Below are 26,365 nucleotides of genomic sequence, written 5' to 3' on the forward strand. Positions count from 1 at the left end.
TTGCGCAGGGCAACCTTCTACAGCACAGGCAGAAGCCCCACAGACTGCCCGCTCCGAGCGCTTCCCAGGCGGCAAGGAGATGGGCAGCGGTGCCCCCGGCGACGGCCGGGGGCACCGTCACTTCCAGGCGATCTCCACCGCGTCCCGGTCCCAGTACGTGCCACCCGGGCGACGCCCCGTCTTCGCCGGCAACACCCGCACCGTCATCGCCCAGTCGATGACCGCACGCTGCCGCGACAGATCCAACCCCTTCCACGCGGCTTCCACATCCTCAACACCGAGGAGACCCACAACGGGGTTCACCTGCACCGCCGTCGCCAGGATCGCCTCGGCTTTCTCCTTCCGGGCCCGCGCCGAAGCCCTCGCCACCCGCCACTCCTGCATGTCGATCTCACCGGCGCCGAACTCCGCGGCCAGATCGTCGAGATCCTTCCGGGCCGCCCGCAGGTCCTCCTGCGCACCCCGGACGTCGACCGGGTCCTGCTCACGACCCGCGAACAGATCGGCCGCGTCCGCACGCTGGAGCCGCTTCAGCAGGTGCGTCTGCACCCACTTGTCGAGCAGCACCAGGTCCCGCACCACACACGAGTTCTTCCGGCACTTGTACTTCTTCGGCTCGCCCTTCCGCTTGAAGAACGACGTCAGCGCCTCCCCGCACACCCCGCACTGGTAGATGCCGCTGCCGAGGTACTTCCGCACGTTGTGGGCGGTGGAGACGCGGCTCGGGTCGGCGAAGATGTCGCAGAGGCTGCGCCATGTCGCCTCGTCGAGGGCGGCGTCCCACTTCGACCGGCCGGCCTCTTCGCCGCGGTGCTGGAGGATGCCCGCGTTGCGGGGGCGCTTCAGCATGCGGACGACGCTGCCGCCTTCCCAGCGGGCGCCGGTGCTGGTGGGGAGTTTCCGCAGGTTGAGGTCGGCGGCGACGGAGCGGGCGGATGCGCCGGCGAGGATCGCTTCGGCGCTCTCACGGATGACGGCGATCTCCTCGGGGATCGGGGTGACGCCGTCTTCTTCCCAGCCGTAGGGGCGGGGGCCGCCGCTCCATTCGCCGCGGCCGACCTTCTGTTCGCGGGCGCGGCGCTGTCGCTCGACCATGCGCTCGACTTCGTAGCGGGCCTGGACGCCGAGTTGCCGGGCGATCATCCGGCCGGTGGCGGTAGCGAGGTCGAGGGTGCCTGCCTTGACGGTGCGTGTCTGGACACGGCGGGGCTCGCAGACGTCGATGTACTCCTCGAGCTCCGTCGGTCGGCGGTGGAGGCGGTCGGTGTGCCAGGCGATGACGGTGCCGTAGAGGCCGTTGCGGAGGCCGTCGAGCATCTGTTGGTAGCCGGGGCGGGGCTTGCCGCTGTAGGCGCTCAGGTCGTTGTCGGTGTAGGTGTGGACAACGGTGAGGCCGAGTTCGGTGGCGAGCTTCTCGCAGTCTTCGCGCTGGCGGTCGATGCCGAGACCGCCGCCTTCGCGGTCTTCGCTCATGCGGCAGTAGATGCAGGCGAGCTGGGGGTCGGCAGGGTCAGTGGGCATGCCTCAGCATGGCACGCCAGGGGAGGCTTTCGCAGGCGTTCGGCAGGCCCAGGGCCTGGCCGCGGGTCTGGGCCTTCTGGCTCTTCCCGTAGCGGGTGAAGTCGGGGATGTTGAGGGACAGCGTGGACCAGAAGCCGATCATGCCCATCAGGGAGGGCCAGAACAGCTTCCAGAAGTCGCCGCCCCAGCCCAGCCTCGAGGGCTGGTCGAAGAGCGGGCCGAAGCCGCCCGCCTTGTCCGCCATCCACCACAGCATCACGAAGGCGCCGACGAGGACGAAGGGCGCCGCCCAGTTCTCGAAGCGGCGGATGGTCTCCATGCCCCGGTAGATGATGGCGACCTGGAGCGCCCAGAAGATGGCGAAGGACAGCCACATGGTCCAGGCGTGGCCGCCGAACGTCCCCGCGTTCGTCCAGCCGTCGCCGATCAGCTTGCCGGCCAGGAAGTAGATCGCCTCGCCGCCGATCCAGGTCTGGATGCCGAACCAGCCGCAGGCCACCAACGCCCGTACGACGGCGGGCAGGTTGGCCCCCCGGATGCCGAAGGAGGCGCGGGCGAATACCGGGAACGGGATGCCGTACTTGGGTCCGGCGTGCCCGGTGAGCAGCATCGGGGCGAGGACGATCAGGTTGGCCAGGGCGATGGTGAACACCGCCTGCTTCCAGTCCATGCCGACCGCGATGAGACCGGAGGCGAGCGTCCAGGAGGCCGTGTTGTGGGCCATGCCGACCCACAGGGCGGAGAAGTTGTACGTGGTCCAGGTGCGCCCCTCGACGGGGACGGGCAGCAGGTCCTCGTTGGCGTAGGGGCCGCTCGGCGGCGGGGAGCCCGGGGCGAGCTCCACGCGCCCGTCGGGGAGGGTGACTTGGGCGGACGGCGGTATGGCCGTGGGCGCGGTGTCGGTCATGGGCAGGCCAATCATGCGGTGGGACGGGAGAGGCCGTGCGGGCGGTGCCGAGGGGGGTACGCGGGTGCGCCCTGGGGCCCGCCCCTCGGTGCGGGGCGGGCAGCGGTGGCTCAGGCGTTGACGGCCGGGATGACCTTCGTGCCGTAGGTGTCGATCACGGCTTCCTGCGCGTCGTGCATGTCGTACAGCGCGAACTGGTCGACGCCGAGGGCGCGCAGGGCGGTCAGCTTCTCGATGTGCTTCTCGACCGGTCCGATCAGGCAGAACCGGTCGACGATCTCGTCCGGCACGAACTGCGTGTCCGGGTTGCCGCTGCGCCCGTGGTGGGCGTAGTCGTAGCCCTCGCGGGCCTTGATGTAGTCGGTGAGTTCGTCGGGTACGGCGCCGCTGTGGGCGCCGTACTTGGCGACCAGGTCGGCGACGTGGTTGCCGACCATGCCGCCGAACCAGCGGCACTGCTCGCGGGCGTGGGCGAGGGCCTCGGGCGAGTCGTCGGCGGTGACGTAGGCCGGGGCGGCGACGCAGACCGTCACGTCCGAGGGGTCGCGTCCGGCGGCCTCGGCGGCGTCCCGGACGGCCTTGACCATGTACTCGGTCAGGTAGAGGTCGGCGAGCTGGAGGATGAAGCCGTCGGCCTCCTCGCCGGTCATCTTCAGCGCCTTGGGACCGTACGCGGCCATCCACACGGGGACTTCGGCGCCGGGCTTGGTCCAGGGGAACCGGACGACGGTGCCGCCGCCGAGGTCGGCCTCCTCTCCCCTGCCGAGCGCGCGGATGACCTTGATGGCTTCGCTGATGCGGGCGAGGGTGTTGGGCCTGCGGCCCGCGACCCGCATCGCTGAGTCGCCGCGGCCGATGCCGCAGACGGTGCGGTTGCCGAACATGTCGTTGAGGGTCGCGAAGGTGGAGGCGGTCACCTCCCAGGTGCGGGTGCCCGGGTTGGTGACCATCGGGCCGATCTTCAGGGTGCTGGTGTGGGCCAGGATCTGGCTGTAGATCACGAACGGTTCCTGCCACAGCACGGCGGAGTCGAAGGTCCAGCCGTGGCTGAAGCCGTTGTGCTCGGCCCGTTTCATCAGGTCCACGACGCGGGAGGCCGGCGGGTCGGTCTGCAGGACGAGTCCGAAGTCCATGGGCACCACTCCTATTTCAGGTACTGACAGGTGGCGCGCGGGGTGTAGACGCCGTGGCCCTTGCGTCCGGTGTACTCCCGCTCGGTGACGACCGGTTCGCCGCGCGAGAGCACGGTCTCCACCCGGCCGGTGATCCGCCGGCCCTCGTACGCCGAGTAGTCGACGTTCATGTGGTGGGTCTCGGCGGAGATGACCTGCTCGGCGTGCGGGTCGTAGACGACGATGTCGGCGTCGGCTCCGGGGGCGATGGTGCCCTTCTTCGGGTACAGGCCGAACATCCGGGCCGGGGTGGCGCAGGCGATCTCGATCCAGCGGCGGCGGCTGATGTGCCCGTCGACGACGGCCTGGTGGAGCAGGTCCATGCGGTTCTCGACGCCCGGCATCCCGTTGGGGATCTTGGAGAAGTCGCCGCGGCCCAGTTCCTTCTGGCCGCTGAAGCAGAAGGGGCAGTGATCGGTGGAGACCACCTGGAGGTCGTTGGTGCGCAGGCCCCGCCACAGGGCGGCCTGGTGTTCCCTCGGCCTGAGCGGCGTGCTGCACACGTACTTGGCGCCCTCGAAGCCGGGCTCGGCGAGGTTGTCGGTGGACAGGAACAGGTACTGGGGGCAGGTCTCGCCGAAGACGGGCAGGCCCTCGTCGCGGGCCCGGGTCAGCTCGGCCACCGCCTCCGTCGCGGAGACGTGCACGACGTACAGCGGCGCGCCCGCGACCTGGGCGAGCCGGATGGCGCGGTGGGTCGCCTCGGCCTCCAGGAGGGCCTTGCGGACCTCGCCGTGGAAACGCGGGTCGGTCTCCCCGCGGGCGAGGGCCTGCTCGACGAGGACGTCGATGGCGATGCCGTTCTCGGCGTGCATCATGATCAGGCCGCCGTTCTCGGCGGCGCGCTGCATGGCGCGCAGGATCTGGCCGTCGTCGGAATAGAAGACGCCGGGATAGGCCATGAACTGCTTGAAGGAGGTCACCCCCTCCTCCACCAGCAGGTCCATCTCCTTGAGCGTCTTCTCGTTGACGTCGGAGACGATCATGTGGAAGGCGTAGTCGATCGCGCAGTTGCCCTCCGCCTTGGCGTGCCAGGCGTCCAGGCCGGAGCGCAGCGAGCGGCCGACGCTCTGGATGGCGAAGTCGACGACGGTGGTCGTGCCGCCCCAGGCGGCGGCGCGGGTGCCGGTCTCGAAGGTGTCGGCGGCGTAGGTGCCGCCGAAGGGCATCTCCATGTGGGTGTGCCCGTCGACACCGCCCGGGATGACGTACTTGCCGCTCGCGTCGATCACCCTCCCCCACCCTTCGGGCGGGGGTGCCCCCATCTCGCTTCGCTCGGCCGTGAACGCCTCGGCCGCCGGGGTGCCGGTCGCGGCGAGGGCGGCGACGCGGCCGTCCTCGATCAGGACGTCGGCGTGGATCTCGTCGGACGCGGTGACGACGAGGCCACCGCGGATGACGGTACGGCTGCTCATGCTGCTGTTCCCTCCTGTCGGGGGCGCCGGCGGATCAGGGCGCGGTCAGCGGGGAGTACGCGCCCGGCGCGCGGTCGCGGTAGAACTGCCAGCGGTCGCGGACCTCGCGCAGCTTGGCCATGTCGAGGTCGCGGACGACGAGTTCGGTCTCCTTGTCGCTCGCCACCTCGCCGACGAACTGCGCCTCTGGGTCGACGAAGTAGGAGGTGCCGTAGAAGTCGTTGTCGCCCAACTCCTCGACGCCGACGCGGTTGATCGCACCGACGAAGTACTCGTTGGCGACGGCGGCGGCCGGCTGTTCCAGCTGCCACAGGTAGCCGGACAGGCCGCGCGAGGTGGCCGACGGGTTGAAGACGATCTCGGCGCCTTCGAGGCCCAGTGCGCGCCAGCCCTCGGGGAAGTGCCGGTCGTAGCAGATGTAGACGCCGACCCTGCCGACGGCGGTGTCGAAGACCGGCCAGCCGCTGTTGCCGGGGCGGAAGTAGAACTTCTCCCAGAAGCCGCGCACCTGAGGGATGTGCGTCTTGCGGTACTTGCCGAGGTAGGAGCCGTCGGCGTCGATGACGGCGGCGGTGTTGTAGAGGACGCCGGGCTGCTCCTCCTCGTACATGGGGAGCACCAGGACGATGCCGTGCTCGCGGGCGAGCCGCTGGAAGCGCTCGACGATCGGGCCGTCCGGGATGCTCTCGGCGTAGGCGTAGAACTCGGGGTCCTGGACCTGGCAGAAGTACGGTCCGTAGAACAGCTCCTGGAAGCACATGACCTGTGCGCCCTGGGCGGCGGCGTCGCGCACCGCCTGCTCGTGGACCTGGATCATCGATTCCTTGTCGCCCGTCCAGGCGGTCTGGAAGAGCGCGGCACGGATCACTCGGCTCATCTTCGGCCTCCACTCGCTCGGTGTACGGCGAGACTAGGGACGGCGGCCGGCCGGATTGAGTGGCACGGTGTCACGTCTGCGGGGGTCGGGCATTGCACGGTGTCACCCCTGTTGTGCGTCGTGGGCGAGGAGCGCGATGTGGACGGAGGCGGCCTGCTCGAAGTCGTCGAGGTCGACGCCGAGCCGGCCCTGTATGACTTCGAGGCGCCGGTAGAGGGCGGGCCGGGAGACGTGGTGGAGCTGGGCGGTGCGGGACTTGTTGCGTCCCGTGGCGAGGTAGGTGCGCAGGACGGACAGCAGGTCCTCGTCGGGGCCGCGCAGCAGACCGTCCAGCTCTCGTTCGGCGAAGGACTGCACGTGCGGGTCGTCGCGCAGCAGCCGCACCAGGCCGCGCAGGTGGATGTCGCGCAGCCGCACGACCGGTGGCAGGTCCAGGGCGGAGGCCGCGGAGTCGGCGACGGCGTCGGCGACGTGCTGGGCCTCGCGCAGGCCCGCGGGGACGTCGGTCCAGTCGGCGCGGGCGTCGGCCGCCGCGACGACGGCGCGGGAGTCGTCCGGTTCCGCACGCAGCCGGGTCGCGAAGTGGGCCGTGAGCGCCCGGGCGTCCTGGTCGGGGGCGAGGCTGAGCAGGACGACGACGTGGTCGTCGGCGAGCCGGGCGGCGATGCCGGGCAGTCCCAGCCGCCGCAGCACCCGGGCGGCGCGGGCCGGCTCGCGTTCGCGGACGACGAGGGGGACGAAGACACGCCGGTTGACGGGCAGCCCCGCGGCGCGCGCCCGGGGCAGCAGTTGCCGCGCGGGGACGGCCCCGGTGACGAGGTCGGTGAGCAGGCTCCGCGCGGACTGCTCCTCCCAGGAGTCCCACGAGTCCCCGGAGCCTCCGGGACCACCGCGGCCGCCGGTGCCCTGGCCGTGGGTGCCGTCACCGGCGAGCATGCGGTGCAGGACGAGGCCCTCGGCCGCGCGGTCGGCGAGCAGCCGCCCGGCGGCCCGTTCGCCCCGGAAGCCGCACAGCACCAGGCGCCCCCAGCGTTCCCCGCGGCAGCTCAGTTCGGCGCGGATCCAGCCGTCGGCCGACGCGGCACCGGCCTGCCGGGCGATGCGCTCCCAGTCGCGCAGTACGTCGTCGACGGCCGCCCGCTCCCCCGCCGTGCCGAGGACGCGGTGGGCGAGGTTGGTGACGACGACCGGGCAGCCGGCGTGCCGGGCCACCTCGTCGAGCAGGCGCTGCACGGGGGCACCCGCGGTGATCAGGCCGGTCAGTTCGGTGCGCACGGCCTCGGAGAGGCTGACGGCGGCGAACTTGCGCCGCAGCAGCCGGGACTGCACCTCCTCGGTCAGTTCGGCGAAGGGGAAGGGCCGGTGCAGGACGACCATGGGCAGCCCGCAGCGTTCGGCCGCCCTGCGCATCACGTCGGGCGGCGTGGGGAAGGCGCGGCCGAGGCCGAGCACGACGGCGGCGGCCTCGGCGCGGTCCAGGGAGCGGACGTACTCGCTCTGCCGGTCCTCGTCACCGGCGAGCAGCACACCGGTGGTGAGGACCATCTCGCCGCCGCTGAGCATCACGCCGACGTCGGCGGCCTCGGCGACGTGCACCCAGCGCACGGGCCGGTCGAGCCGGTGGGCGCCGGCCACCACCTCGGGCTGTCCCGCCCGCACCCGTTCGAGGCCGAGGACCTGACGGACCGACAGGGCGGGCTCCCAGGGCTCGCCGGGTCGCCGGGCCGGGATCGGCGAGGTGGTGGTCATGGCGGCGCCTCCTGGGGCTCGGCCACGCGGCGGTCAGATGCTGCGCAGGGCGCGTTCGAGGATCGCGGCGCCCTCCTCGGCCTCCGCGACGGTGAGGGACATCGGCGGGGCGACGCGCAGGACGCTGGTGCTGTGACCACCGCCCTTGCCGACGAGCAGCCCGCCGGCGCGGGCCTCCTCGAGGACGGTGGACGCCGCCTCGGGGTCCGCCTCGTCGGTGCCCGGCCGGGTCAGCTCGACACCGATCATCAGCCCGCGCCCGCGCACCTCGCGCACGTGCGGCACCTGGGCGGCGACGGCCCGCAGCCGTTCGATGAGGAGTCCGCCGACGCGCCGGGCGTTGCCCTGGAGGTCGTGTTCCAGGAGGTGATTGAGGTTGGCGAGGCCCGCGGCCATGGTGACCTGGGTGCCGCCGAAGGTGGAGATGCTGTTGGCGTCCAGGCAGTTCATGATCTCGGCGCGGGCGACGACACCGCCGATCGACATGCCGTTGCCGATGCCCTTGGCGAAGGTGACGATGTCGGGCGGGCCGTTCCTGCCGTGCGCCTGCCAGCCCCAGAAGTGGTCGCCGGTGCGGCCCCAGCCGGTCTGCACCTCGTCGGAGATCCACAGGATGCCCCGCTCGTGCAACACCTCGCGGAAGGCGGCGTACAGGCCGTCGGGCGGGGAGGTGAAGCCGCCGACGCCCTGGACGGGTTCGGCGATCAGGGCGGCGGGGGCGCGGGTGTGGCCGAGCAGGTCCTCGAGGTCGGCGACGCAGGCGTCGGTGAAGTCCCGGTCGTCCAGGTGGGCGTAGGGGCCGCGGGTGCGGACGCCGCCGTGCACGTAGAGGGTCTGGAGCGGGGACAGGGAGGTCGGGGACCAGCCGCGGTTGCCGGTGATGCCGACGGCGCTGAAGGAGCGGCCGTGGTAGCTGTTGCGCATCGCCAGGATCGCGTTGCTGCGCCGGTACGCGGTGGCGAGCAGCAGGGCGGTGTCGTTGGCCTCGGTGCCGGAGGTGGTGAAGAAGACGCGGGCGTCGGGGATGCCGGACAGCTGGGCGACGCGTTCGGCGAGCTCCACCATCGGGCGGTTGAGGTACAGGGTCGAGGAGTGGACGATCCGCCCGGCCTGCTCGGCGACGGCCTTGGTGACCTCGGGCAGGGCGTGCGCGGTCATCGTGGTGAGGATGCCGCCGAAGAAGTCGAGGTACTTGTTGCCGGCCGCGTCCCACACGTGGCGGCCCTCGCCGTGGGTGATCTCCAGCGGGTCCTCGTAGTAGAGGGCGAGCCAGTCGGGCAGGACGGCGCGGTGGCGGGCGAAGAGGTCACGGGTCACGGCCGCACCAGCCCCTCGTAGGCGTCGGGGCGGCGGTCGCGGTAGAAGGCCCACTGCTGCCGCACCTCGTCGATGAGGCCGAAGTCCAGGTCGCGGACGACCAGTTCCTCCTTGGTGTCACTGGCCGTCTCGCCGACGAACTGCCCGCGCGGGTCCACGAAGTACGACGTGCCGTAGAAGTCGTTGTCGCCGTACTCCTCGACGCCGACCCGGTTGATGGCGGCGACGAAGTACTCGTTGGCGACGGCCGCAGCGGGCTGTTCGAGCTGCCACAAGTGGGCGGAGAGACCGCGGTGGGTGGCGGACGGGTTGTAGACGAGCTGGGCGCCGCCGAGGCCGAGCTGGCGCCAGCCCTCGGGGAAGTGCCGGTCGTAGCAGATGTAGACGCCGACCTTGCCGACGGCGGTGTCGAAGACGGGCCAGCCCAGGTTGCCGGGGCGGAAGTAGAACTTCTCCCAGAAGCCCTTGACCTGCGGGATGTGGTGCTTGCGGTAGGTGCCGAGGACGGTGCCGTCGGCGTCGATCACGGCCGCGGTGTTGTAGTAGAAGCCGGACTGCTCGACCTCGAAGACGGGGACGACGATCACCATGCCGGTCTCGCGGGCCAGTGCCCGCATGCGGCGGGTCGTGGGTCCGTCGGGGACCGGTTCGGCCCAGCGGTAGTGCTCGGGGTCCTGGACCTGGCAGAAGTAGGGGGCGTTGAAGACTTCCTGGAACCCGATGACCTTGGCGCCCCGCCGGGCGGCCTCGCGGGCGTGCTCCTCGTGTTTCGCCACCATGGACTCGGTGTCGCCGGTCCAGGTGGCCTGGACGAGAGCGGCACGTACGACGTTGGCCATGAGCTGCTCCTTCGACACGACGTCAGAGCCTCTACGCCCGTAGAGCAGGCCGTAGAGGGACGAACGTAAGCCTGGCCGGAGGGGCTTGCCAAGACCATCGTCGTCAAGGCGCGGTGTCGATCACGTTTCGCACTCCGGTGGGTGAGTGCGGGCGCCCGGTCCCGTCGCGGGCGGGCGCCTCAGGCCGGCACGGGCGCGCACCTGCCCACCAGCTCGTCCATGGACAGCCCCAGCGCACCGGCCAGCGCGGCCACGGTGAAGAACGCCGGGGTGGGCGCCCGGCCGGTCTCGATCTTGCGCAGGGTCTCGGCGGAGATGCCGGCCTGGGCGGCCACCGCCGTCATGCTCCGTTCGCCGCGGGCCGCGCGGAGCAGGCGGCCGAGCTGCTCGCCGCGCTCACGCTCTTCGGGGGTCAGAGGGGTGCGTACCATGGCGTCATTCTAATACCGGCTTCCCGTACCGGACCCCCCTGCGTCACCCGGCCGTGCGGTCGCGAACCCAATTCAAATACCGGTATAGTAATTGGCATGGTGGAACTGAAGACGGACTCATCGATCGACGCCATGCACGCGGCCGGACAGGTCGTCGCACGGGCCCTGACCGCCGTACGGCAGGCGGCGGGCGTGGGCGTGTCCCTGCTGGAGCTGGACGCGGTGGCGCACGAGGTGCTGCGGGAGGCGGGCGCGGGCTCGCCGTTCCTCGGGTACCGGCCCTCCTTCGCGCCGACCCCCTTCCCGGGCGTCATCTGCGCGTCGGTGAACGACGCGATCGTGCACGGCATCCCGGACGGCTACCGGCTGCGCGACGGGGACCTGCTCTCCGTCGACTGCGGTGCCCTCCTGGACGGCTGGGCGGGCGACTCGGCGCTCAGCTTCGTGGTGGGCACCCCGCGACCGGCCGATCTGGCGCTGATCGAGACCGCGGAGCGGGCACTGGACGCGGGCATCGGGGCGGCCGTCGTCGGCAACCGCATCGGGGACATCGCCCACGCCATCGGCACCGTGTGCCGGTCGGCGGGCTACGGGATCATGGAGGACTTCGGCGGCCACGGCATCGGCCGGCACATGCACGAGGACCCGGGAGTGCCCAACGAGGGCCGTCCCGGGCGCGGGCTCCCGCTGCGGCACGGCATGGTCATCGCCATCGAGCCCATGCTGACCGCCGGCGGCCGGGACGACTACCACGCTGCTCCCGACGGCTGGACCCTGCGCACGAACGACGGCTCCCGGGCCGCGCACGTGGAGCACACCGTGGCCATCACGGAGAGCGGTCCGCGCGTGCTGACGTCGCGGGACGGGCTCTGAGCCGCCGGACGACCCCCGCGCGAGGCCCTCCGTCCGCCCGGCTTCCCGGCATGCCCGCCGGAACAGAACGTGTCATGTTGGGCATGACCGCGCCCCGTCCGGGTTACCCGGCCCCGGCACGTCGATCAGCGATGCAGCGGAGGTCCGGACACGATGACCAGCGGCTACATGGGCCCGGAGGGCGACCCGTTCGCGGAATTCCTGGCACGCTTCTTCGGCGGGCCCAGGCCCCGGCAGATCGACATCGGCCGGCTGCTCAGCCAGCCCGCCCGTGAGCTGGTGCGCGGCGCCGCCCAGTACGCCGCCGAGCACGGCAGCCGGGACCTGGACACCGAGCACCTGCTGCGGGCCGCGCTCTCCACCGAGCCGACCCGGGGGCTGCTCAGCCGGGCCGGCGCCGACCCGGACTCGCTGGCGTCGCAGATCGACGAGCGGACCGGCCCGGTGCAGCACCCGCCGGGCGAGGTCCCGCCGCCCACGTCGCTCTCGCTCACCCCGGCCGTCAAGCGCGCCCTGCTGGACGCGCACGAGCTGGCCCGCTCCACCGGTACCGGGTACATCGGCCCGGAGCACGTGCTCAGCGCCCTGGCCGCCAACCCCGACTCGGCCGCCGGGCACATCCTGAACGCGGCCCGCTTCGCACCGTCCAGCATGCCCACGGAGTCGCCGGAGGCCGCGAAGACCCGCACCGAGAGCACCCGGACCACCAACACGCCGACCCTCGACAAGTACGGCCGCGACCTCACCGACCTGGCCCAGCAGGGGCGGATCGACCCGGTGATCGGCCGCGAGGAGGAGATCGAGCAGACCGTCGAGGTGCTCTCCCGGCGCGGCAAGAACAACCCCGTGCTGATCGGTGACGCCGGTGTCGGCAAGACCGCCGTCGTGGAGGGCCTCGCCCAGCGCATCACCGACGGCGACGTGCCCGACGTACTGGCCGGACGTCGGGTGGTCGCCCTCGACCTGACCGGGGTGGTCGCCGGAACCCGCTACCGGGGCGACTTCGAGGAGCGGATGAACAACATCGTGGGCGAGATCCGCGCCCACTCCGACCAGCTGATCATCTTCATCGACGAGCTGCACACGGTCGTCGGCGCCGGCGGTGGCGGCGAGGGCGGATCGATGGACGCCGGGAACATCCTCAAGCCCGCCCTGGCCCGCGGCGAGCTGCACATCGTGGGCGCCACCACGCTGGAGGAGTACCGCAGGATCGAGAAGGACGCGGCCCTCGCCCGGCGCTTCCAGCCGATCCTGGTGCCGGAGCCCACCGTCGCCGACGCCATCGAGATCCTGCGCGGCCTGCGCGACCGCTACGAGGCCCACCACCAGGTCCGCTACACCGACGAGGCGCTGGTCGCGGCCGTGGAGATGTCCGACCGCTACCTCACCGACCGGCGGCTGCCCGACAAGGCCATCGACCTGATCGACCAGGCGGGCGCCCGGGTCCGGCTCCAGTCGCGCACCAAGGGCACCGACGTACGGGCCCTGGAGCGGGAGGTCGACCAGCTGGTCCGGGACAAGGACCAGGCGGTCGCCGACGAGCAGTACGAGCAGGCGACGCAGCTGCGCGACCGGATCGTCGAGCTGAAGCAGCGGATCGCCGAGGCCACCGGCGACGGCCGGGCCGACGAGGGACTCGACCTGGTCGTGGACACCGAGTCCATCGCCGAGGTGGTCTCCCGGCAGACCGGCATCCCGGTCAGCAGCCTCACCCAGGAGGAGAAGGACCGCCTGCTGGGCCTGGAGTCCCACCTGCACGAGCGGGTGGTCGGCCAGGACGAGGCGGTACGGGTCGTCTCCGACGCCGTGCTGCGTTCGCGCGCCGGGCTGTCCAGCCCCGACCGGCCCATCGGCAGCTTCCTCTTCCTCGGCCCGACCGGCGTCGGCAAGACCGAGCTGGCCCGGGCGCTGGCCGAGGCGCTGTTCGGCAGCGAGGACCGGATGGTCCGCCTGGACATGAGCGAGTACCAGGAGCGCCACACCGTCAGCCGCCTGGTCGGCGCCCCGCCCGGCTACGTCGGGCACGAGGAGGCCGGTCAGCTCACCGAGGTGGTGCGCCGCCACCCGTACTCGCTGCTCCTGCTGGACGAGGTGGAGAAGGCGCACCCGGACGTCTTCAACATCCTGCTCCAGGTCCTGGACGACGGGCGGCTGACCGACTCGCAGGGCCGCACGGTCGACTTCTCCAACGCGGTCGTCGTGATGACCAGCAACCTGGGCTCGGACGTGATCACCCGGCGCGGGGCGGGCATCGGCTTCGGCTCGGGCGGCGCGGAGGCGGACGAGGAGGCGCGGCGCGAGCAGGTACTGCGCCCGCTGCGCGAGCACTTCCGCCCCGAGTTCCTGAACCGTGTCGACGAGATCGTCGTCTTCCGCCAGCTCAGCGGCGAGCAGCTGCGGCAGATCACCAGCCTGCTCCTCGACCAGACCCGCCGCATGGTGCGCGCCCAGGGCATCACCGTCGAGTTCACCGACGCGGCCGTGGACTGGCTCGCCGAGCGCGGCTACCAGCCCGAGTACGGCGCCCGCCCGCTGCGCCGCACCATCCAGCGCGAGGTCGACAACGAACTGTCCCGGCTGCTCCTCGACGGCCGGGTCGCGGAGGGCGGCCGGGTGACGGTCGACGTCGAGGACGGGCGGCTGGCGTTCCGGACGCCCGAGCGGCCCGTCCCCGAGCTGTGACTACCTGCCGCGCACCGGTTCGACCACCATCGCCGAGCCGCCGCCGCGCCGTACCTTCTCGGCGGCGGCCAGCCACTTGCCGTGCGGCAGCCGCTGCACTGCGGTCGCGGCGCCGATCTCGGGGTTGAGCTTGAAGGAGTGCCCGAGTGCCTCCAGCTCCGCCCGTACGGCGCTGTCGTAGAGGCCGGGTTCGAGTTCGGTCTGTGCGGCGTTGCGCTGGCTGGCGCGCGGCGCGGCGATCGCGTCGACGAGCGGGAGTCCGCGGTCGACGAAGCCGGTGAGGGTCTGGAGCACGGTGGTGATGATGGTCGCGCCACCCGGCGAGCCGAGGGCCACGACCGGCTTGTGGTGGCGGTCCAGGACGATCGTCGGCGCGATCGAGGAGCGCGGGCGCTTGCCGGGGCCCGGCAGGTTCGGGTCGTGGACGGCCGGGTTGGCGGGAGCGAAGGAGAAGTCCGTCAGCTCGTTGTTGAGCAGGAAGCCCCGGCCGGGCACGGTGATGCCGCTGCCGCCGGTCTGCTCGATGGTGAGCGTGTAGGCGACGACGTTCCCCCACTTGTCGGCCACCGTGAGGTGCGTGGTGTTCTCGCCCTCGTACGTCGTCGGCGCCGCCGTGCCGCCGCCCGCGCAGTCGGCCGGGTGCCTCGGGTCTCCGGGAGCGAGCGGGCTGGTGAGCACCGCGTCGTCCTTGATCAGGCAGGCGCGCGAGTCGGCGTACCGCTGCGAGAGCAGTTCCTTCGCCGGTACGTCCTCGAAGGCGGGGTCGCCGACCCAGCGCCCGCGGTCGGCGAACGCGATGCGGCTGGCCTCGATGTAGCGGTGCAGGTAGCCGGCCTTGTCCGCGGTGGAGAGGTCGGTGCGCTCCAGGATGTTGAGGGCCTCGCCGACCGTGGTGCCGCCGGAGGAGGAGGGCGCGATGGAGTAGACGCCCAGGCCCCGGTAGGAGGTCTTCGTCGGCGCCTGGAGCTTGGCCTCGTAGGCCGCCAGGTCCTTGGCGGACAGGTCCCCGGGGCGGGCGTTCCAGCCGGAGTCCGGGTCGACGGGCGGCTCGTTGACGGTGTCGACGATGTCCTCGCCGAGTTCGCCGTGGTAGATCGCGCCGACACCCTCGCGGGCCAGCTCCCGGTAGGTGCGCGCCAGGTCCGGGTTCTTGAACGTGGAACCGACGACCGGGAGTTCACCACCCGGCAGGAACAGCTCGGCGGTGTCGGGGAAGTGGCGGAACCGCTGCTCGTTTGAGGCGGTCTGGGAGCGGAAGGTCTCGTCGACGGTGAAACCGTGCCGGGCCAGGCGCTCGGCGGGCTTCAGCACCGAGGAGAGCGGGCGGCTGCCCCACCGGTCGAGGGCCGTCTGCCAGGTGGCGGGGGTGCCCGGGGTGCCGACGGCCAGGCCGCTGGTGACGGCGTCGGCGAAGGCGAGCGGCTCGCCGTTCTCCGTGAAGAGCTTCTCGTCGGCGGTGAGCGGAGCGGTCTCGCGGCCGTCGATGGTGCGCACGGTGCGGGACCTGGCGTCGTAGTAGACGAAGTAGCCGCCGCCTCCCACCCCGGCGGAGTAGGGCTCGGTGACGCCGAGCGCGGCGGCGGTGGCCACGGCCGCGTCGACGGCGTTGCCGCCCTTGCGGAGCACCTCGATGCCGGCGGCGGAGGCGTCCCGGTCGACGCTGGAGACCGCGCCTCCGTAGCCGACGGCGACGGGGACCTTGGGGGCGGTGGGCCTGCCCCGGTCGGCGGACCCGTTCCGGTCCGTGGGTCCGCTCCGTTCCGTGGGCGGCGCCGCCGCTCCCACCGAGACCACCACGGCGGCCGAGACCGCCAGGACCGTCAGATTCCGTGCGACAGGGCGACGCATCCGCACCTCCAGGGAAAGGCCGTTCGGGCAGCTTAGTTGATCGCCATGGCCGCGTCAGGAACACAGGGGAAGCGTGTGGCGCACCCGTACGAGCCCGTCCACCGCGGCCCGTCGAACACAAGTACGCGGACGCCCGCTAGCATGCGCGCCCATGACTGACGACGTACGCAACATCGTCCTGGGTGTGGTCGCGGCGGGCATCAGCGCCACGCTGGGCTGGCTCGCCCGCACCTACCTGTGGAAGCGGAAGCTCCGGCGCAAGCAGGCGTTCTTCGGGCTGCCGGACAGTTCGGAGTCGCTGCTCGTCGTCAACCGGGACCCCGCGGCCTCCGAACCGGCGGTCCACCGCTTCGACGTCTTCGCGCTGCTCGAACTCGCCGCTCTGGTCAAGGACTGCGGCGCGCACATCCAGGTGGTCACCCAGGACATGGTCGGCCAGGGCTTCGGCGAGCGTACGGAGTTCTGCGTGGGCGGTCCCGGCTCGAACCGGCGCATGGTCGCCCACATGGCGGCGATGCTGCCCGGGGTGCGGGTGAACATCGACCCGGAACCCGGCCCGGACCGTGGGGCCTTCCAGATCGGCGGCGAGCGCTACCGCCTGGACGCGGGGGTCACGGAGTACGTCCTGCTGGCCCGCCTCACCGCCGGCGACCGGCCCGAGGCCCGGCCCGCGTTCCTGTTCTGTGGGCAGCGCGCGATCAACAACCAGGCCGCCACCCGCTACCTCGCCCGGCACCACGAGAAGCTGGCCCGCAAGCACGGCAACAACTCCTTCGTGCTGCTGCTCAAGGTGGTCAACTCGCAGGCCTACGGCCCGGACGTCGTCGAACTGGTCGGCGACGTCACCCGCGCGGCCACCAGCCCCCTCCCGGCCCAGGCCCCGGCCTCCCGCAGCTCCCACCGGGCCTGAGTCCGGCCCCGCGGTCCTCCGGCGACGCGGACTATGATGTGCAAGTTACACACGTGGCGGCGGAAAGGGAGCACGGAGGACATGACCGAGCCGAGCGCGCGGGACCGGCGCCTGAACGACCTGGAACGCGAGCTGACCCTGCTGTCGAGGCACTTCATCGCGTCCCGCGGTCCACGCATCGGTCAGAGCCTCGACCGCTCGGCCTATGTGCTGCTCACCCGGCTGGAAACGGGCGACCCCCTCACACTCAAGGAGCTGGCGCACACCTTCCAGGCCGATGTGTCCACCATCAACCGGCAGATGAGCACCATGCTGCGGCACGGCCTGGTCGAGCGCATCGACGCCGCCACCAAGGGCGGCGCCCGCACCTTCCGGCCCACCCCGCTGGGCCTGGAGCGGCTGGAGGCCGACCGGGCCATCAGCCGGGCCGGTGCCGCGCGGCTGATCCAGGCGGCGGGCTGGGACGAGGAGCGCACCCAGCAGTTCCTCACGCTGATGGTCGAGTTCAACCACGGCATCGAGGAGCTCGAAGGGCTCGCCTGGGGACGGTCCTGAACCTCCCGCCCGAACCGCCCGAACCTCCCGCCGGGCCTTCCACCTGACTCTGCGCCCGACCCGAGGGCCGGCGCACACCCCTCGCGGGGTGCACGCCGGCCGGTCGCGCTCGGGTGGTGCGGCGGCTCAGCAGGCGCCGAGGTCTTCCCATACGCCCCATTCGCCGGTGGTTCCGGGTTCCTCGCCCGTCACCCACCACTTGGCACGCCAGGTGTGGCCGGCGTGGGAGACGGTCTCTCCGGCGGTGTAGACGCCGCCGGCGCTCCAGGCTCCCGCGACGCAGTCGCCCGGCTGATCGCCGCCGCCGTCGTCCCCGCCGCCTCCGTCGTCCCCGCCGCCGTCGTTCCCGCCACCGTCGTCCCCGCCGCCGATGTTGACGTCGATGCAGGCGTAGAACGCGTTGGCGGTGTCCGCGATGTTCCAGACCGCGAGCACCTTCTGCTGCCCGCCGAACCCGGTGAAGTCCAGCTGGTGGCTGACCGAGGCGGGCGGCTGGGCGCCGTGACCGTCGAACTGGGCGATCTTCTGGTTGCCGATGAAGTACTGCCAGTTGCTGGTCGCGTGCCGCGCCTCGATGGTCCAGGTGAAGGTGTGCGTAGTGCCGATCGGTGTGACCCGCCAGCCCTTGCCGTCGTCGTCCAGGTCGGCCCACCGGGCGTCCCCGCCACTGCAGTTGTGCAGCCCCTTCGGGCCCTCGACGCTCGCCGGCTCCCACTTGATCGGTCCGCACTGCACCACGCGGTTGGCGCACTGGTCCTGTCGGCTCCCCGGCGAGACCACCCAGCCGTGGGCGCTCGCCGTGGGCGCCGGCAGGCTCAGCGCCACCATGGGGGCGACCAAGGCTCCCACGGCGGCGGTCACTCTCCTTTTCATGCGCATGACATCACGTTTCCCTTCGGTCCACGTCGAACCAGCCTGCCCCGGCGTCCGTACGACGTTGCCGACACGGCAACTCCCGCATCGCAGGTCTAGACCTGCACATGCTGGTCTAGACCTTAGCGAAGGAGCGGGGGCCGTCAAGGGGGCGGGCGAAGACCCAACTGCGGCCTGAAAACGGCCCCTTGTGCACCACGGCCCCGTGTAGTGGGCTGTCCGCCATGAAGAAGAGAAGCATGGCGGCCCTGACCGCGATCCTGGTCGTGGCCCCCCTCGTGGCGGCGGCGCCCGGCCAACGGGTCCAAGCCGCCGAATCCGGGCCCGGCGACTCGGCGCGATCCGCCGAGTCGACGCTCGTCCGCGGTGTCGACCTCGACACGGTGACCATCCCCGAACTTCAGGCACGCATGAACCGCGGGTCCCTGTCCTCGCTCCGGCTGACCCTCGCCTATCTACGGCGGATCAAGGCCGTCGACCCGAAGATCAACGCGGTGCTGCGCACCAGTCCGACGGCCCTGCGCCAGGCGGCCGCCAGCGACCTCAGGCATCGCCTCGGCAAGTCCCGCGGCCCACTGGACGGCATCCCCGTCCTGCTCAAGGACAACGTGAACACCCGCGACATGCCGACGACAGCCGGGTCGCTGGCGCTGGCCGGAAGCCCCCCGGCCGACGACGCCGACCTGGTGAAGAAGCTGCGGGCAGCCGGTGCGGTGATCCTGGGCAAGGCCAATCTGTCCGAGTGGGCCAACTTCCGCGCGGCCGAGCCGACGTCGGGATGGTCGGCGGTGGGCGGCCAGACGAACAACCCCTACGTCCTGGACCGCAACCCCTGCGGGTCGTCCTCCGGTTCGGCCGCGGCGCTCGCCGCGTCGCTGGCGCAGGTGGCGATCGGGACCGAGACGGACGGCTCCATCGTCTGCCCCGCCGGGATGAACGGCGTGGTCGGCCTCAAACCCAGCCTCGGGGTGGTCAGTCAGTCGGGCGTCGTACCGATCTCCGCCGAGCAGGACACGGCCGGCCCGATGGCACGCAACGTGATCGACACCGCGCTCACCCTTTCCGTGCTCAGCGGCCGCGACACCGTGCGCGACGGCGACGCGCCGAGCCTCACGGACGCGGCCGGCCGTCCCGGCACGCTGCGCGGCAAGCGGATCGGCCTGTGGCGGCTTCCGTCGCTCGGCACCGAGGTGGACGCCCTCATGACCCGCACGGCCGAGCGGCTGAGCGCGGCGGGGGCCGAGGTCGTCGAGGTGAGCATGCCGTACCAGGAGCGGCTCGGCGAGCTCGAGTTCCCGGCCCTCCTGAGCGAGTTCCACCGGGACATCGACGCCTACCTCGCCACCCGTGGCGGGCCGCGGGACCTGGCCGAGCTGATCGAGTTCAACCGCACGCACCCCGAGGAGCAGACCTGCTTCGCCGGTCAGGAACTGTTCGAGCAGGCGCTGGCCGCACCGCCCACCACCGATCCGGAGTACCTGGCGATGCGCGCGGAACTGACCGACCTGTCCCGGCGGTCCATCGACGAGGTCATGGCCGCGCACGACCTGGACGCCATCGCCTCCCCGGCGAACCCGCCCGCGTGGACCACCGACTGCGCGCGGGGCGACAACGACGTGATCCCCTCCTCCACCCCCGCGGCCGTGGCCGGGTACCCCTCGCTGTCCGTACCCGCCGGGTTCGTCGGCGAACTGCCCGTCGGGCTGCTCCTCATGGCCGGTGACCGGCAGGACGCCGAACTGCTGTCCCTGGGTGCGGCGGTGGAGCACCGGCTGGGCGCCTGGCGGGCGCCCGGTTACCTGCCCTCGGCGCCGTCCCGCACCTCCCGCTGAGCCGACCGGCGAGCGGTGCGTGATCGAGCGGTGCCTCGACGAGATCGCTCGCCGGTGTGCAGCTGACCTTCTCCTCGCCCGCGAGGAGTGATCTCCGGCTGCACCCTGCGCATACCCCCGTGCGTTGGTGTCCGCTCCGACCACTGCAACGTATCGATACAAACACCGTGAATACCGCCGACACGCACCTTTCGGGCATTACCCCTATTTAAGGCGGGTGGGGCGGGGTCGGGCGGGGCTGCCGGTGCTCGACTCAGGCTTCGGCGACTTCGCCGTACAGCTGGGAGAGTTCCGGAACGCCGTCCTCCGCCCAGGCGTGCCCGTTCGCCACCACGTCGAACTCCCGGCCGGAGGCGAGCCGGACGACCGGCTGCCCGTCGGACCGGATGGTCCAGGCGGCGCCGGGCACGGTGCGCACGATCACGGTGCCGAGGTACAGACCGGCGTCGTTGCCGAGCCAGGTCAGGATCTCCTCGTCGCTGCGCCAGCGCGGCAGCACCTGGTCCAACTGCTCCAGGGAGAGCGCGGAGTCGTCGAGCCGGACCCCCTCCCGCAGAGCCTGCGAGCGCAGCAGATCGCAGTCGGCGAGCAGCTCACCGATGCCCTCCGCGTCGTGCACCCGGGATTCTTCGCGCCGCTTGCCCAGGAAGGGGAAGTTCATACCTCCAGACTGTCATTCGTACCGCCCTGTGCACATGGGGCGCGCGGACCGGGCGCACTCGGTGTGCGGGGCTACAGATCCAGGTCCACGACGACCGGCGCGTGGTCCGAGGCACCCTTGCCCTTGCGCTCCTCGCGGTCGACGTAGGAGTCGGTGACCGCCTTGGCGAACGGCTCGTTGCCGTACACCAGGTCGATGCGCATGCCGCGGTTCTTGGGGAAGCAGAGCTGGCGGTAGTCCCAGTACGTGTAGGGGTGGTCGTACTTCAGCGGGCGCGGGACCACGTCGGACAGGCCGGCGCCGCGCAGGGAGGCGAGGGCGGCGCGCTCGGCCGGGGTGACGTGGGTGGCGCCCTCGAAGGCGGCGCGGTCGTAGACGTCGTCGTCCGTCGGCGCGACGTTGTAGTCACCCATCACGGCGAAGGGGCGGTCGCCGGAGGCGTCGCCCTCGACGGCGGCGCGCAGCGCCTCGAACCACTGGAGCTTGTAGGTGTAGTGCGCGTGCTCCACCTCTCGGCCGTTGGGCACGTACACCGACCACACGCGGGCCGGTCCGCAGGTGGCGGAGATGGCGCGCGGCTCCTGGACGCCCTCGTAGCCCGGGTCGCCGGGCAGGCCCTTGACGACGTCCTCGAGGCCCACGCGGGAGAGCACCGCCACCCCGTTCCACCGGCCGGTGGCGTGGACCGCCGCCTCGTAGCCCGCCTCGCGCAGCTCGTCGAAGGGGAACTGCGCCTCGGCGACCTTGGCCTCCTGGAGGCAGAGCACGTCGGTGCCGCTGCTCTCCAGCCAGGCGAGCAGCCTCGGCAGGCGGGCGGTGATCGAGTTCACGTTCCAGGTCGCGATGCGCATGTCCCACAACCTACCCGGCGGCACCGACAACGCGGTCCCGCCCCGGGCGGGGCCTCAGAGGCGCGCCGAGCCGCCGGGGGTCAGCCGCAGGTGCTCGGTGCCGCCCAGCTCGCCGATCTGGCGGTCGTAGACCGGGCGGGCGAGATCGGTGAGGAGCGCGTCGTGGATGTCGTAGGCCCGCTGCGGCCCGACCTCCCGCACGTAGTCGATCACCTCGGCGATCTTGTTCCAGGGGGCCATGACCGGCAGCATCAGCGTCTCGACGGGGTGGTCGGGGACGGTGAGGGCGTCGCCGGGGTGGAAGATCTTGCCGCCGTCCACGAGGAAGCCGACGTTGGTGACGCGCGGGATGTCCGGGTGGATGACCGCGTGCAGTTCCCCGTGGACCTGCACGTCGAACCCGGCGGCGGTGAAGGTGTCGCCGTGGCCGACGGTGTGGACGCGGCCGGGGAACGCCGTCGAGATCCTCTCCGCGACCGACCGCAGCGTCCAGATCTCCGCGGCCGGGTTGTCCTCCATGGCGGCGCGCAGCCGCAGCTCGTCGAAGTGGTCGGGGTGCTCGTGGGTGACGAGGATCGCGTCCGCCCCGAGGGCGGCGTCCTCCTCGGTGAACCCGCCCGGGTCCAGGACGAGCGTCTGCCCGTCCTTTTCGAGGCGGACACAGGCGTGCGACTTCTTGGTGAGCTTCATGACCCCATCCTGCCGCCGCGCGCCCGCTCACCGCCCGAAGGGCTCACTCGGGTGGTGTCGTCTCCTCGCGGATCACCTGCTGGGCCACCCGGAAGGCCCCGCTCGCGGCCGGTACGCCGCAGTAGACGGCCGCCTGGAGCAGTACTTCCTTGATCTCGCCCGGGGTGAGGCCGTTGCGCAGGGCGGCCCTGAGGTGGGGCGCCAGTTCGTCCAGGTGGCCGCCGGCGACGAGGGCGGTCAGGGTGACGCAGCTGCGCGAGCGCCGGTCCAGGCCCGGCCGGTCCCAGATCTCCCCCCACGCGTACCGGGTGAGGAGCTCCTGGAAGTCCCCGGAGAACTCGTCCGCCTGCGCGAGGGCCTGGTCCACGTGCCCGTCGCCGAGGACCTCGCGGCGCACCTTGAGACCGGCGTCGTACGGGTCGGGCCTCCCCTGTGCCTGCGGCGGCACGACGGGGGCCGGGGCGATCTCGGCGATGGGCGCGGCCTGCGGCGGCTGAGCCGGCACCGGCTGGAGGGGCGCGGGCGGTCCCGGGACGGGGACGGCCGGCACGGGGTGCGCGGTGGGGTGGACCGGGGGCGGGACGGGGACCTGGCCGGTGGAGGTGGCGTCGGGGGCCGCCTGCCAGGCGGTGGTGAAGTGCCGCACCAGCAGGTCGGTGACGGCCGCGGGCTGTTCGACCGGCACCAGGTGGGAGGCGCCCGGGACGACGGCGAGGCGGGCGTCGGGGATACCGGCGACCAGGGTGCGGGCCTCGGCGGGTCCGGTGACCTGGTCGTCGGAGCCGACGAGGACCAGGGCCGGAACGCCGACCCGGCCGAGTTCGCCGCGCACGTCGAAGGCGGCGAGTGCCTCGCAGGCGGAGATGTAGCAGCCCGGGTCGGTGGTCCGCACCATCTGCACGGCCCACTCCGTGATCGCGGGCTGCGCCGCCGCGTACCCTCCGGTGAACCAGCGCTCGGGAGAACTGCGGGCGATGGGGTCCAGCCCGTTGGTGCGCACGATCACGCCGCGCTGGCGGAACTCGTCGGCGGTGCCGAAGCGGGGCGAGGCGGCGATCAGCGCGAGGGAGGCCAGCCGCTCGGGGTGCCGCAGGGCGAGTTCGATACCGACGGCGCCGCCGAACGCGCAGCCGGCGTACCCGAAGCGCTGCACGCCGAGTCCGTCGAGGGTGGCCAGCAGCCGCGTGGTGAGTTCGGCGACGGACCCCGCCGGGTGGGCCGGCGCACCTCCGTGTCCGGGCAGGTCGAAACGGAAGACCCGCCAGTGCTGGGTCAGTTCGGGCACCTGCCGGTCCCACATGTGCCATGTGGTACCCAGTGAGGGACCCAGGATCAGGACCGGAGCGTCTTCTGGCCCGTCAAAGCGGTATTGCAGGGTGTTGGGTGGTGTCTCGCTCACGCCCCAGACCCTCTCACGTCTCACGGACGCCCCTATGACGCGGGGGTGCGGGCGACCGGTCTGACCAGGTTGAACACCTCTCGGGCGGCATATCGCTTGAGGCATCGAATGATCTCGCGTCGGGTCTTGCCCTCCTGAGTGCGGCGTTCGTAGTACGCCCGGGTGCGCGGGTCGTGGCGCAGGCGGGTGAAGACGATGCGATGCAGGGCGGCGTTTGCCTGGCGGTCGCCGCCGTAGTTGAGCCGGCGTGTGCGCCGGCGGCCGGAGGAGTACTCGATGGGGCTGACTCCGCAAAGGGCAGCAAAGGACGCCTCGGTGTTCAGCCGCTCGGGGTTGTCTCCCATCGTGATCAGGAGAGTGACTGCGCTGTCCGGACCGATGCCCACCGGTACGAGCAGCTGGGGGGCGTGGTGTTCGACGAGCCGGGTCAGGCGTTGGTTCAGCTCATTGATCTGCCCGGTGAGCTGTTCGATGCGCTCGGCGAGCATGCGCAGCGTCATGTGGGTGGCCTGGGTCACCGCGTCTCCCCCACCGTCGGGTGGGGCGAGGCGCGCGCAGGCGCGGAACAGCTCGGCGTTGCCGAGGCTCGACATTGGTTCCCTCAGGGCGGGGTCGGCGATGACCAGGACAGCTTTGAGCTGGTTGATCCCCTGAATGCGGGCCTCGACCGCGGAGTCCTTGGCGAGCTTGAAGATCCGCGGCCGTCGTCCGCACGCGTTCCGTCGTGGGGCGAGCAGAACCGTGCAGTGACAGACTGAAAAACGCCTCCCGCGCGCCCGCAGCGTCACGCCTCCATACGAGTGATCCACTCACTGAGACGGCGAGGCGGCTGCCGCTGTGCGGCAACCGCCTCGCCGTTTCGTGGCGTCCGGTCAGCCCCGGACGATGTTCTGTGCCTGCGGGCCCTTCTGTCCCTGCCCGATCTCGAACGTCACGTGCTCGCCCTCCGTCAGCTCGCGGTATCCGCTGCCCTGGATCTCGGAGTAGTGCGCGAAGACGTCCGGGCCACCACCGTCCTGTTCGATGAAGCCGAAGCCCTTTTCGGGGTTGAACCACTTGACGGTACCGCTGGCCATACTGTCGATCCTTCGTTCATCGTTCATCGTTCATGCACGGAAACAGCCCATGATCCGGGCATGCTCCGGCTCCCGGCAGCAGGAGCCACATCCGTTGTACCCCGAGCAGCCTCGCCTATCCGGCTGACGACACCGCCGCCCGACGGCTCCGCTCATGACTACCTTCCGAAGGACTCCGTCACCGGGGCCGACTCGGTCTGGGGGCCGGCTGCCGTGATTCCCGTACGGTCGCGACAGCCTCGTCCACTTTTACTCCCCCTCGGGCGCATGTCCGTTGCGGAGCATACGCAGGACGGCCCGCTCGCCGGGTCCCTGGGTCGCGGGGATGCCGTACGCGCCCTCGTCGCCGAGACGGGGCAGCGCGGATGCGACCGTCACGCCTTCCTCGAACAGCTCGATCACTCGCGGGTTGATGTAGGAGGCCCGGCAGACAGCCGGTGTGTTGCCGAGATAGCCGGACACCTCCCGCACCGCCCTGGCGATGGCACGGCGCCGGGCGGTCTCCGTGCGTGCGACGGATTGCGAGACGGCCAGCGCGACGGCGGCCAGGACGGTGGCGTGCCAGGTCCGAAAGTCCTTGGCGGTGATGTCGAGACCGGTCAGCTCCTTGAGGTAGGCGTTGACGTCATGACCGCTCACGTCGTGCCAGGCTCGCCGGTCCCAGTAGGCCTACCCCTGGTACGTGGAGAGGGCGAGCGGCGGCCCGAAGAGCTGCCCAGCAGTCGGGCGAAGAGGGCCGGGGAGGTGCGGGGGGGGGACTATTCACGTTCTCATGGATTCATGTTCCCGTGTACTCTCGCTCCATGCTGACCGTCGCCCCCGAGGTCGAGGTGCTGGCCAGGTTCGGCCGTGCGCTGGCCGACCCCATCCGCTGCCGCATCCTGCTCGCTCTGCGCACAGCCCCTGCCCATCCCGCCGACCTTGCCGATGAGCTCGGGGTCTCCCGGACCCGGCTCTCGAATCACCTCGCGTGTCTGCGGGACTGTGGATTGGTCGTGGCCGTGCCGGAAGGCCGCCGCACTCGCTACGAACTCGCCGACGAACGCCTCGGTCACGCGCTGGACGACCTGCGGAACGCGGTGGTGGCCGTCGAGACCGACCGCACTTGTGTGGCCCCCGACGAGAAGGGGTGCTGCCGATGACCGCGCTATCCCTTAGCCCGTCGCCGGCCCGGCGTGATGTCCTGACCCGGCGCATACGACTCCTCGTAGCCGCGACGATCACCTACAACGTGATCGAGGCAGTCGTCGCGCTGACCGCCGGGACGACAGCGTCGTCGACTGCTCTGATCGGCTTCGGGCTCGACTCTGTCATCGAGGTCTCCTCCGCCGCGGCGGTCGCCTGGCAGTTCTCTGCTCGCGACTACGCCGTCCGTGAGGCCCGGGAGAAGACCACCCTGCGGATCATCGCCGTCTCCTTCTTTGCCCTCGCCGCGTATGTCGCCGTCGAGTCCGTCCGAGCCCTGGCCGGCGACGGCGAGGCCGGGCGCTCCATGGTCGGCATCGTGCTCGCTGCCCTGTCTCTGGCCGTGATGCCGTTCCTGTCCGCCGCCCAGCGCCGCGCGGGCCGCGAACTCGGCTCCGCCTCCGCGGTCGCGGACTCCAAGCAGACACTGCTGTGCACCTATCTGTCTGCGGTCCTGCTCGTCGGCCTCCTCGCCAACAGCATCTTCGGCTGGTCCTGGGCCGACCCGATCGCCGCCCTCGTCATCGCGGCGGTCGCGGTGAAGGAAGGCCGCGACGCCTGGCAGGGCAAGGGCTGCTGCGCGGTCCCGGCCGCCCCGGCCGTCGGTCCCGTGAGTGCCGAGACCGACGGTTGCGGGTGCCGCCCGGGCTGCGACTGCTGCAACTGAACCCCGCATCGGTCAGGCGCCGGGATCCGACAGGC

General features: G+C 71.6%; 23 protein-coding genes and 2 pseudogenes. 7 read left to right on the forward strand and 18 right to left on the reverse strand.

Features of this window, described 5'->3' with window-relative positions:
* Window positions 1-117: 117 nt before the first annotated feature.
* The 9 genes and pseudogenes from Sco07f_RS36675 to Sco07f_RS36715 all read right to left on the reverse strand — a co-directional run bounded on the left by Sco07f_RS36675 (window position 118) and on the right by Sco07f_RS36715 (window position 10,228).
* A complete protein-coding gene (locus tag Sco07f_RS36675; protein WP_108990462.1) occupies window positions 118-1,521 on the reverse strand; it encodes a recombinase family protein in 1,404 nt (467 codons plus the stop codon).
* A 40-nt stretch (window positions 1,522-1,561) separates the two neighbouring features.
* A pseudogene (locus tag Sco07f_RS36680) lies at window positions 1,562-2,428 on the reverse strand (cytosine permease); the annotation flags it as partial.
* Between the two features lie 110 nt (window positions 2,429-2,538).
* Window positions 2,539-3,561, reverse strand: a complete 1,023-nt coding sequence (locus Sco07f_RS36685; protein ID WP_087788945.1) for a TIGR03842 family LLM class F420-dependent oxidoreductase — start codon at window positions 3,559-3,561, stop codon at window positions 2,539-2,541.
* An 11-nt stretch (window positions 3,562-3,572) separates the two neighbouring features.
* Window positions 3,573-5,015, reverse strand: coding sequence for a dihydropyrimidinase (gene hydA, locus Sco07f_RS36690; protein WP_108990463.1), 1,443 nt, complete (start codon window positions 5,013-5,015; stop codon window positions 3,573-3,575).
* Window positions 5,016-5,049: 34 nt separating this feature from the next.
* On the reverse strand, window positions 5,050-5,892 hold the full coding sequence (locus Sco07f_RS36695) for a nitrilase-related carbon-nitrogen hydrolase (RefSeq protein WP_108990464.1): 843 nt from the start codon (window positions 5,890-5,892) through the stop codon (window positions 5,050-5,052).
* Window positions 5,893-5,994: 102 nt separating this feature from the next.
* The gene (locus Sco07f_RS36700; RefSeq protein ID WP_108990465.1) at window positions 5,995-7,641 is read right to left on the reverse strand and encodes a PucR family transcriptional regulator; all 1,647 of its coding nucleotides are present in this window, start codon (window positions 7,639-7,641) and stop codon (window positions 5,995-5,997) included.
* A gap of 33 nt (window positions 7,642-7,674) precedes the next feature.
* Window positions 7,675-8,958, reverse strand: coding sequence for an aspartate aminotransferase family protein (locus tag Sco07f_RS36705; protein WP_108990466.1), 1,284 nt, complete (start codon window positions 8,956-8,958; stop codon window positions 7,675-7,677).
* Window positions 8,955-9,797, reverse strand: coding sequence for a nitrilase-related carbon-nitrogen hydrolase (locus Sco07f_RS36710; protein WP_007445837.1), 843 nt, complete (start codon window positions 9,795-9,797; stop codon window positions 8,955-8,957). The genes Sco07f_RS36705 and Sco07f_RS36710 overlap by 4 nt, the downstream gene beginning before the upstream one ends.
* A gap of 179 nt (window positions 9,798-9,976) precedes the next feature.
* On the reverse strand, window positions 9,977-10,228 hold the full coding sequence (locus Sco07f_RS36715) for a helix-turn-helix domain-containing protein (RefSeq protein ID WP_007445836.1): 252 nt from the start codon (window positions 10,226-10,228) through the stop codon (window positions 9,977-9,979).
* A 96-nt stretch (window positions 10,229-10,324) separates the two neighbouring features.
* Between Sco07f_RS36715 and map the strand changes: the two genes are divergently transcribed.
* Together map and Sco07f_RS36725 are read left to right on the forward strand one after the other, a co-directional pair.
* The gene (map, locus tag Sco07f_RS36720; protein ID WP_007445790.1) at window positions 10,325-11,101 is read left to right on the forward strand and encodes a type I methionyl aminopeptidase; all 777 of its coding nucleotides are present in this window, start codon (window positions 10,325-10,327) and stop codon (window positions 11,099-11,101) included.
* A gap of 153 nt (window positions 11,102-11,254) precedes the next feature.
* Window positions 11,255-13,783, forward strand: a complete 2,529-nt coding sequence (locus Sco07f_RS36725; protein ID WP_007445789.1) for an ATP-dependent Clp protease ATP-binding subunit — start codon at window positions 11,255-11,257, stop codon at window positions 13,781-13,783.
* On the opposite strand, the gene ggt is transcribed toward Sco07f_RS36725, so the two are convergent.
* A complete protein-coding gene (gene ggt / locus Sco07f_RS36730) occupies window positions 13,784-15,631 on the reverse strand; it encodes a gamma-glutamyltransferase (protein WP_087788950.1) in 1,848 nt (615 codons plus the stop codon).
* A 151-nt stretch (window positions 15,632-15,782) separates the two neighbouring features.
* On the opposite strand from ggt, the gene Sco07f_RS36735 reads away from it, so the two are divergent.
* The gene (locus Sco07f_RS36735) at window positions 15,783-16,541 is read left to right on the forward strand and encodes a hypothetical protein (protein WP_108990467.1); all 759 of its coding nucleotides are present in this window, start codon (window positions 15,783-15,785) and stop codon (window positions 16,539-16,541) included.
* Window positions 16,542-16,622: 81 nt separating this feature from the next.
* On the forward strand, window positions 16,623-17,096 hold the full coding sequence (locus Sco07f_RS36740) for a MarR family winged helix-turn-helix transcriptional regulator (protein ID WP_007445786.1): 474 nt from the start codon (window positions 16,623-16,625) through the stop codon (window positions 17,094-17,096).
* 126 nt (window positions 17,097-17,222) lie between these two features.
* On the opposite strand, the gene Sco07f_RS36745 is transcribed toward Sco07f_RS36740, so the two are convergent.
* Window positions 17,223-17,975: a lytic polysaccharide monooxygenase gene (locus tag Sco07f_RS36745; protein WP_108990468.1), complete on the reverse strand. Its 753-nt coding sequence runs from the start codon at window positions 17,973-17,975 to the stop codon at window positions 17,223-17,225.
* Window positions 17,976-18,193: 218 nt separating this feature from the next.
* Here Sco07f_RS36745 and Sco07f_RS36750 point away from each other — a divergent pair, with 218 nt between their 5' ends.
* Window positions 18,194-19,801 carry an amidase family protein gene (locus Sco07f_RS36750; RefSeq protein ID WP_108990469.1) on the forward strand — a complete coding sequence of 536 codons (1,608 nt, stop codon included), beginning with the start codon at window positions 18,194-18,196 and terminating at the stop codon, window positions 19,799-19,801.
* 253 nt (window positions 19,802-20,054) lie between these two features.
* Here Sco07f_RS36750 and Sco07f_RS36755 read toward each other — a convergent pair whose 3' ends face one another.
* The 7 genes and pseudogenes from Sco07f_RS36755 to Sco07f_RS36785 all read right to left on the reverse strand — a co-directional run.
* The gene (locus Sco07f_RS36755) at window positions 20,055-20,462 is read right to left on the reverse strand and encodes a DUF6278 family protein (RefSeq protein WP_108990470.1); all 408 of its coding nucleotides are present in this window, start codon (window positions 20,460-20,462) and stop codon (window positions 20,055-20,057) included.
* A 71-nt stretch (window positions 20,463-20,533) separates the two neighbouring features.
* Complete coding sequence (locus tag Sco07f_RS36760) at window positions 20,534-21,313, reverse strand: exodeoxyribonuclease III (protein ID WP_108990471.1); 780 nt, start codon at window positions 21,311-21,313, stop codon at window positions 20,534-20,536.
* 54 nt (window positions 21,314-21,367) lie between these two features.
* Window positions 21,368-22,003: an MBL fold metallo-hydrolase gene (locus Sco07f_RS36765; RefSeq protein WP_108990472.1), complete on the reverse strand. Its 636-nt coding sequence runs from the start codon at window positions 22,001-22,003 to the stop codon at window positions 21,368-21,370.
* A gap of 43 nt (window positions 22,004-22,046) precedes the next feature.
* Window positions 22,047-23,402: a bifunctional 3-oxoadipate enol-lactonase/4-carboxymuconolactone decarboxylase PcaDC gene (gene pcaDC, locus Sco07f_RS36770; protein WP_108990473.1), complete on the reverse strand. Its 1,356-nt coding sequence runs from the start codon at window positions 23,400-23,402 to the stop codon at window positions 22,047-22,049.
* Between the two features lie 32 nt (window positions 23,403-23,434).
* A complete protein-coding gene (locus tag Sco07f_RS36775) occupies window positions 23,435-24,190 on the reverse strand; it encodes a transposase (protein WP_244942231.1) in 756 nt (251 codons plus the stop codon).
* An 84-nt stretch (window positions 24,191-24,274) separates the two neighbouring features.
* Window positions 24,275-24,478, reverse strand: coding sequence for a cold-shock protein (locus Sco07f_RS36780; RefSeq protein WP_108990474.1), 204 nt, complete (start codon window positions 24,476-24,478; stop codon window positions 24,275-24,277).
* A gap of 249 nt (window positions 24,479-24,727) precedes the next feature.
* Window positions 24,728-25,147 (reverse strand): annotated as a pseudogene (locus tag Sco07f_RS36785) (DNA topoisomerase IB); the annotation flags it as partial.
* Window positions 25,148-25,281: 134 nt separating this feature from the next.
* Here Sco07f_RS36785 and Sco07f_RS36790 point away from each other — a divergent pair.
* Both Sco07f_RS36790 and Sco07f_RS36795 read left to right on the forward strand, forming a co-directional pair.
* Complete coding sequence (locus Sco07f_RS36790) at window positions 25,282-25,620, forward strand: ArsR/SmtB family transcription factor (RefSeq protein ID WP_108990504.1); 339 nt, start codon at window positions 25,282-25,284, stop codon at window positions 25,618-25,620.
* Window positions 25,617-26,330: a cation efflux transmembrane domain-containing protein gene (locus Sco07f_RS36795; protein ID WP_087792795.1), complete on the forward strand. Its 714-nt coding sequence runs from the start codon at window positions 25,617-25,619 to the stop codon at window positions 26,328-26,330. The genes Sco07f_RS36790 and Sco07f_RS36795 overlap by 4 nt, the downstream gene beginning before the upstream one ends.
* Window positions 26,331-26,365: the final 35 nt, after the last annotated feature.

The organism is Streptomyces coelicoflavus, assembly GCF_003112555.1.
GTDB lineage: Bacteria > Actinomycetota > Actinomycetes > Streptomycetales > Streptomycetaceae > Streptomyces > Streptomyces coelicoflavus.

Excerpts from the sequence above, each read along its gene's own strand:
- Sco07f_RS36675 (WP_108990462.1), bottom strand. The coding sequence starts at position 1,521 with ATGCCCACTGACCCTGCCGACCCCCAGCTCGCCTGCATCTACTGCCGC.
- Sco07f_RS36685 (WP_087788945.1), bottom strand. The coding sequence starts at position 3,561 with ATGGACTTCGGACTCGTCCTGCAGACCGACCCGCCGGCCTCCCGCGTC.
- hydA (WP_108990463.1), bottom strand. The coding sequence starts at position 5,015 with ATGAGCAGCCGTACCGTCATCCGCGGTGGCCTCGTCGTCACCGCGTCC.
- Sco07f_RS36695 (WP_108990464.1), bottom strand. The coding sequence starts at position 5,892 with ATGAGCCGAGTGATCCGTGCCGCGCTCTTCCAGACCGCCTGGACGGGC.
- Sco07f_RS36700 (WP_108990465.1), bottom strand. The coding sequence starts at position 7,641 with ATGACCACCACCTCGCCGATCCCGGCCCGGCGACCCGGCGAGCCCTGG.
- Sco07f_RS36710 (WP_007445837.1), bottom strand. The coding sequence starts at position 9,797 with ATGGCCAACGTCGTACGTGCCGCTCTCGTCCAGGCCACCTGGACCGGC.
- Sco07f_RS36715 (WP_007445836.1), bottom strand. The coding sequence starts at position 10,228 with ATGGTACGCACCCCTCTGACCCCCGAAGAGCGTGAGCGCGGCGAGCAG.
- map (WP_007445790.1), top strand. The coding sequence starts at position 10,325 with ATGGTGGAACTGAAGACGGACTCATCGATCGACGCCATGCACGCGGCC.
- Sco07f_RS36725 (WP_007445789.1), top strand. The coding sequence starts at position 11,255 with ATGACCAGCGGCTACATGGGCCCGGAGGGCGACCCGTTCGCGGAATTC.
- ggt (WP_087788950.1), bottom strand. The coding sequence starts at position 15,631 with ATGCGTCGCCCTGTCGCACGGAATCTGACGGTCCTGGCGGTCTCGGCC.
- Sco07f_RS36735 (WP_108990467.1), top strand. The coding sequence starts at position 15,783 with ATGACTGACGACGTACGCAACATCGTCCTGGGTGTGGTCGCGGCGGGC.
- Sco07f_RS36740 (WP_007445786.1), top strand. The coding sequence starts at position 16,623 with ATGACCGAGCCGAGCGCGCGGGACCGGCGCCTGAACGACCTGGAACGC.
- Sco07f_RS36745 (WP_108990468.1), bottom strand. The coding sequence starts at position 17,975 with ATGCGCATGAAAAGGAGAGTGACCGCCGCCGTGGGAGCCTTGGTCGCC.
- Sco07f_RS36750 (WP_108990469.1), top strand. The coding sequence starts at position 18,194 with ATGAAGAAGAGAAGCATGGCGGCCCTGACCGCGATCCTGGTCGTGGCC.
- Sco07f_RS36755 (WP_108990470.1), bottom strand. The coding sequence starts at position 20,462 with ATGAACTTCCCCTTCCTGGGCAAGCGGCGCGAAGAATCCCGGGTGCAC.
- Sco07f_RS36760 (WP_108990471.1), bottom strand. The coding sequence starts at position 21,313 with ATGCGCATCGCGACCTGGAACGTGAACTCGATCACCGCCCGCCTGCCG.
- Sco07f_RS36765 (WP_108990472.1), bottom strand. The coding sequence starts at position 22,003 with ATGAAGCTCACCAAGAAGTCGCACGCCTGTGTCCGCCTCGAAAAGGAC.
- Sco07f_RS36780 (WP_108990474.1), bottom strand. The coding sequence starts at position 24,478 with ATGGCCAGCGGTACCGTCAAGTGGTTCAACCCCGAAAAGGGCTTCGGC.
- Sco07f_RS36790 (WP_108990504.1), top strand. The coding sequence starts at position 25,282 with ATGCTGACCGTCGCCCCCGAGGTCGAGGTGCTGGCCAGGTTCGGCCGT.
- Sco07f_RS36795 (WP_087792795.1), top strand. The coding sequence starts at position 25,617 with ATGACCGCGCTATCCCTTAGCCCGTCGCCGGCCCGGCGTGATGTCCTG.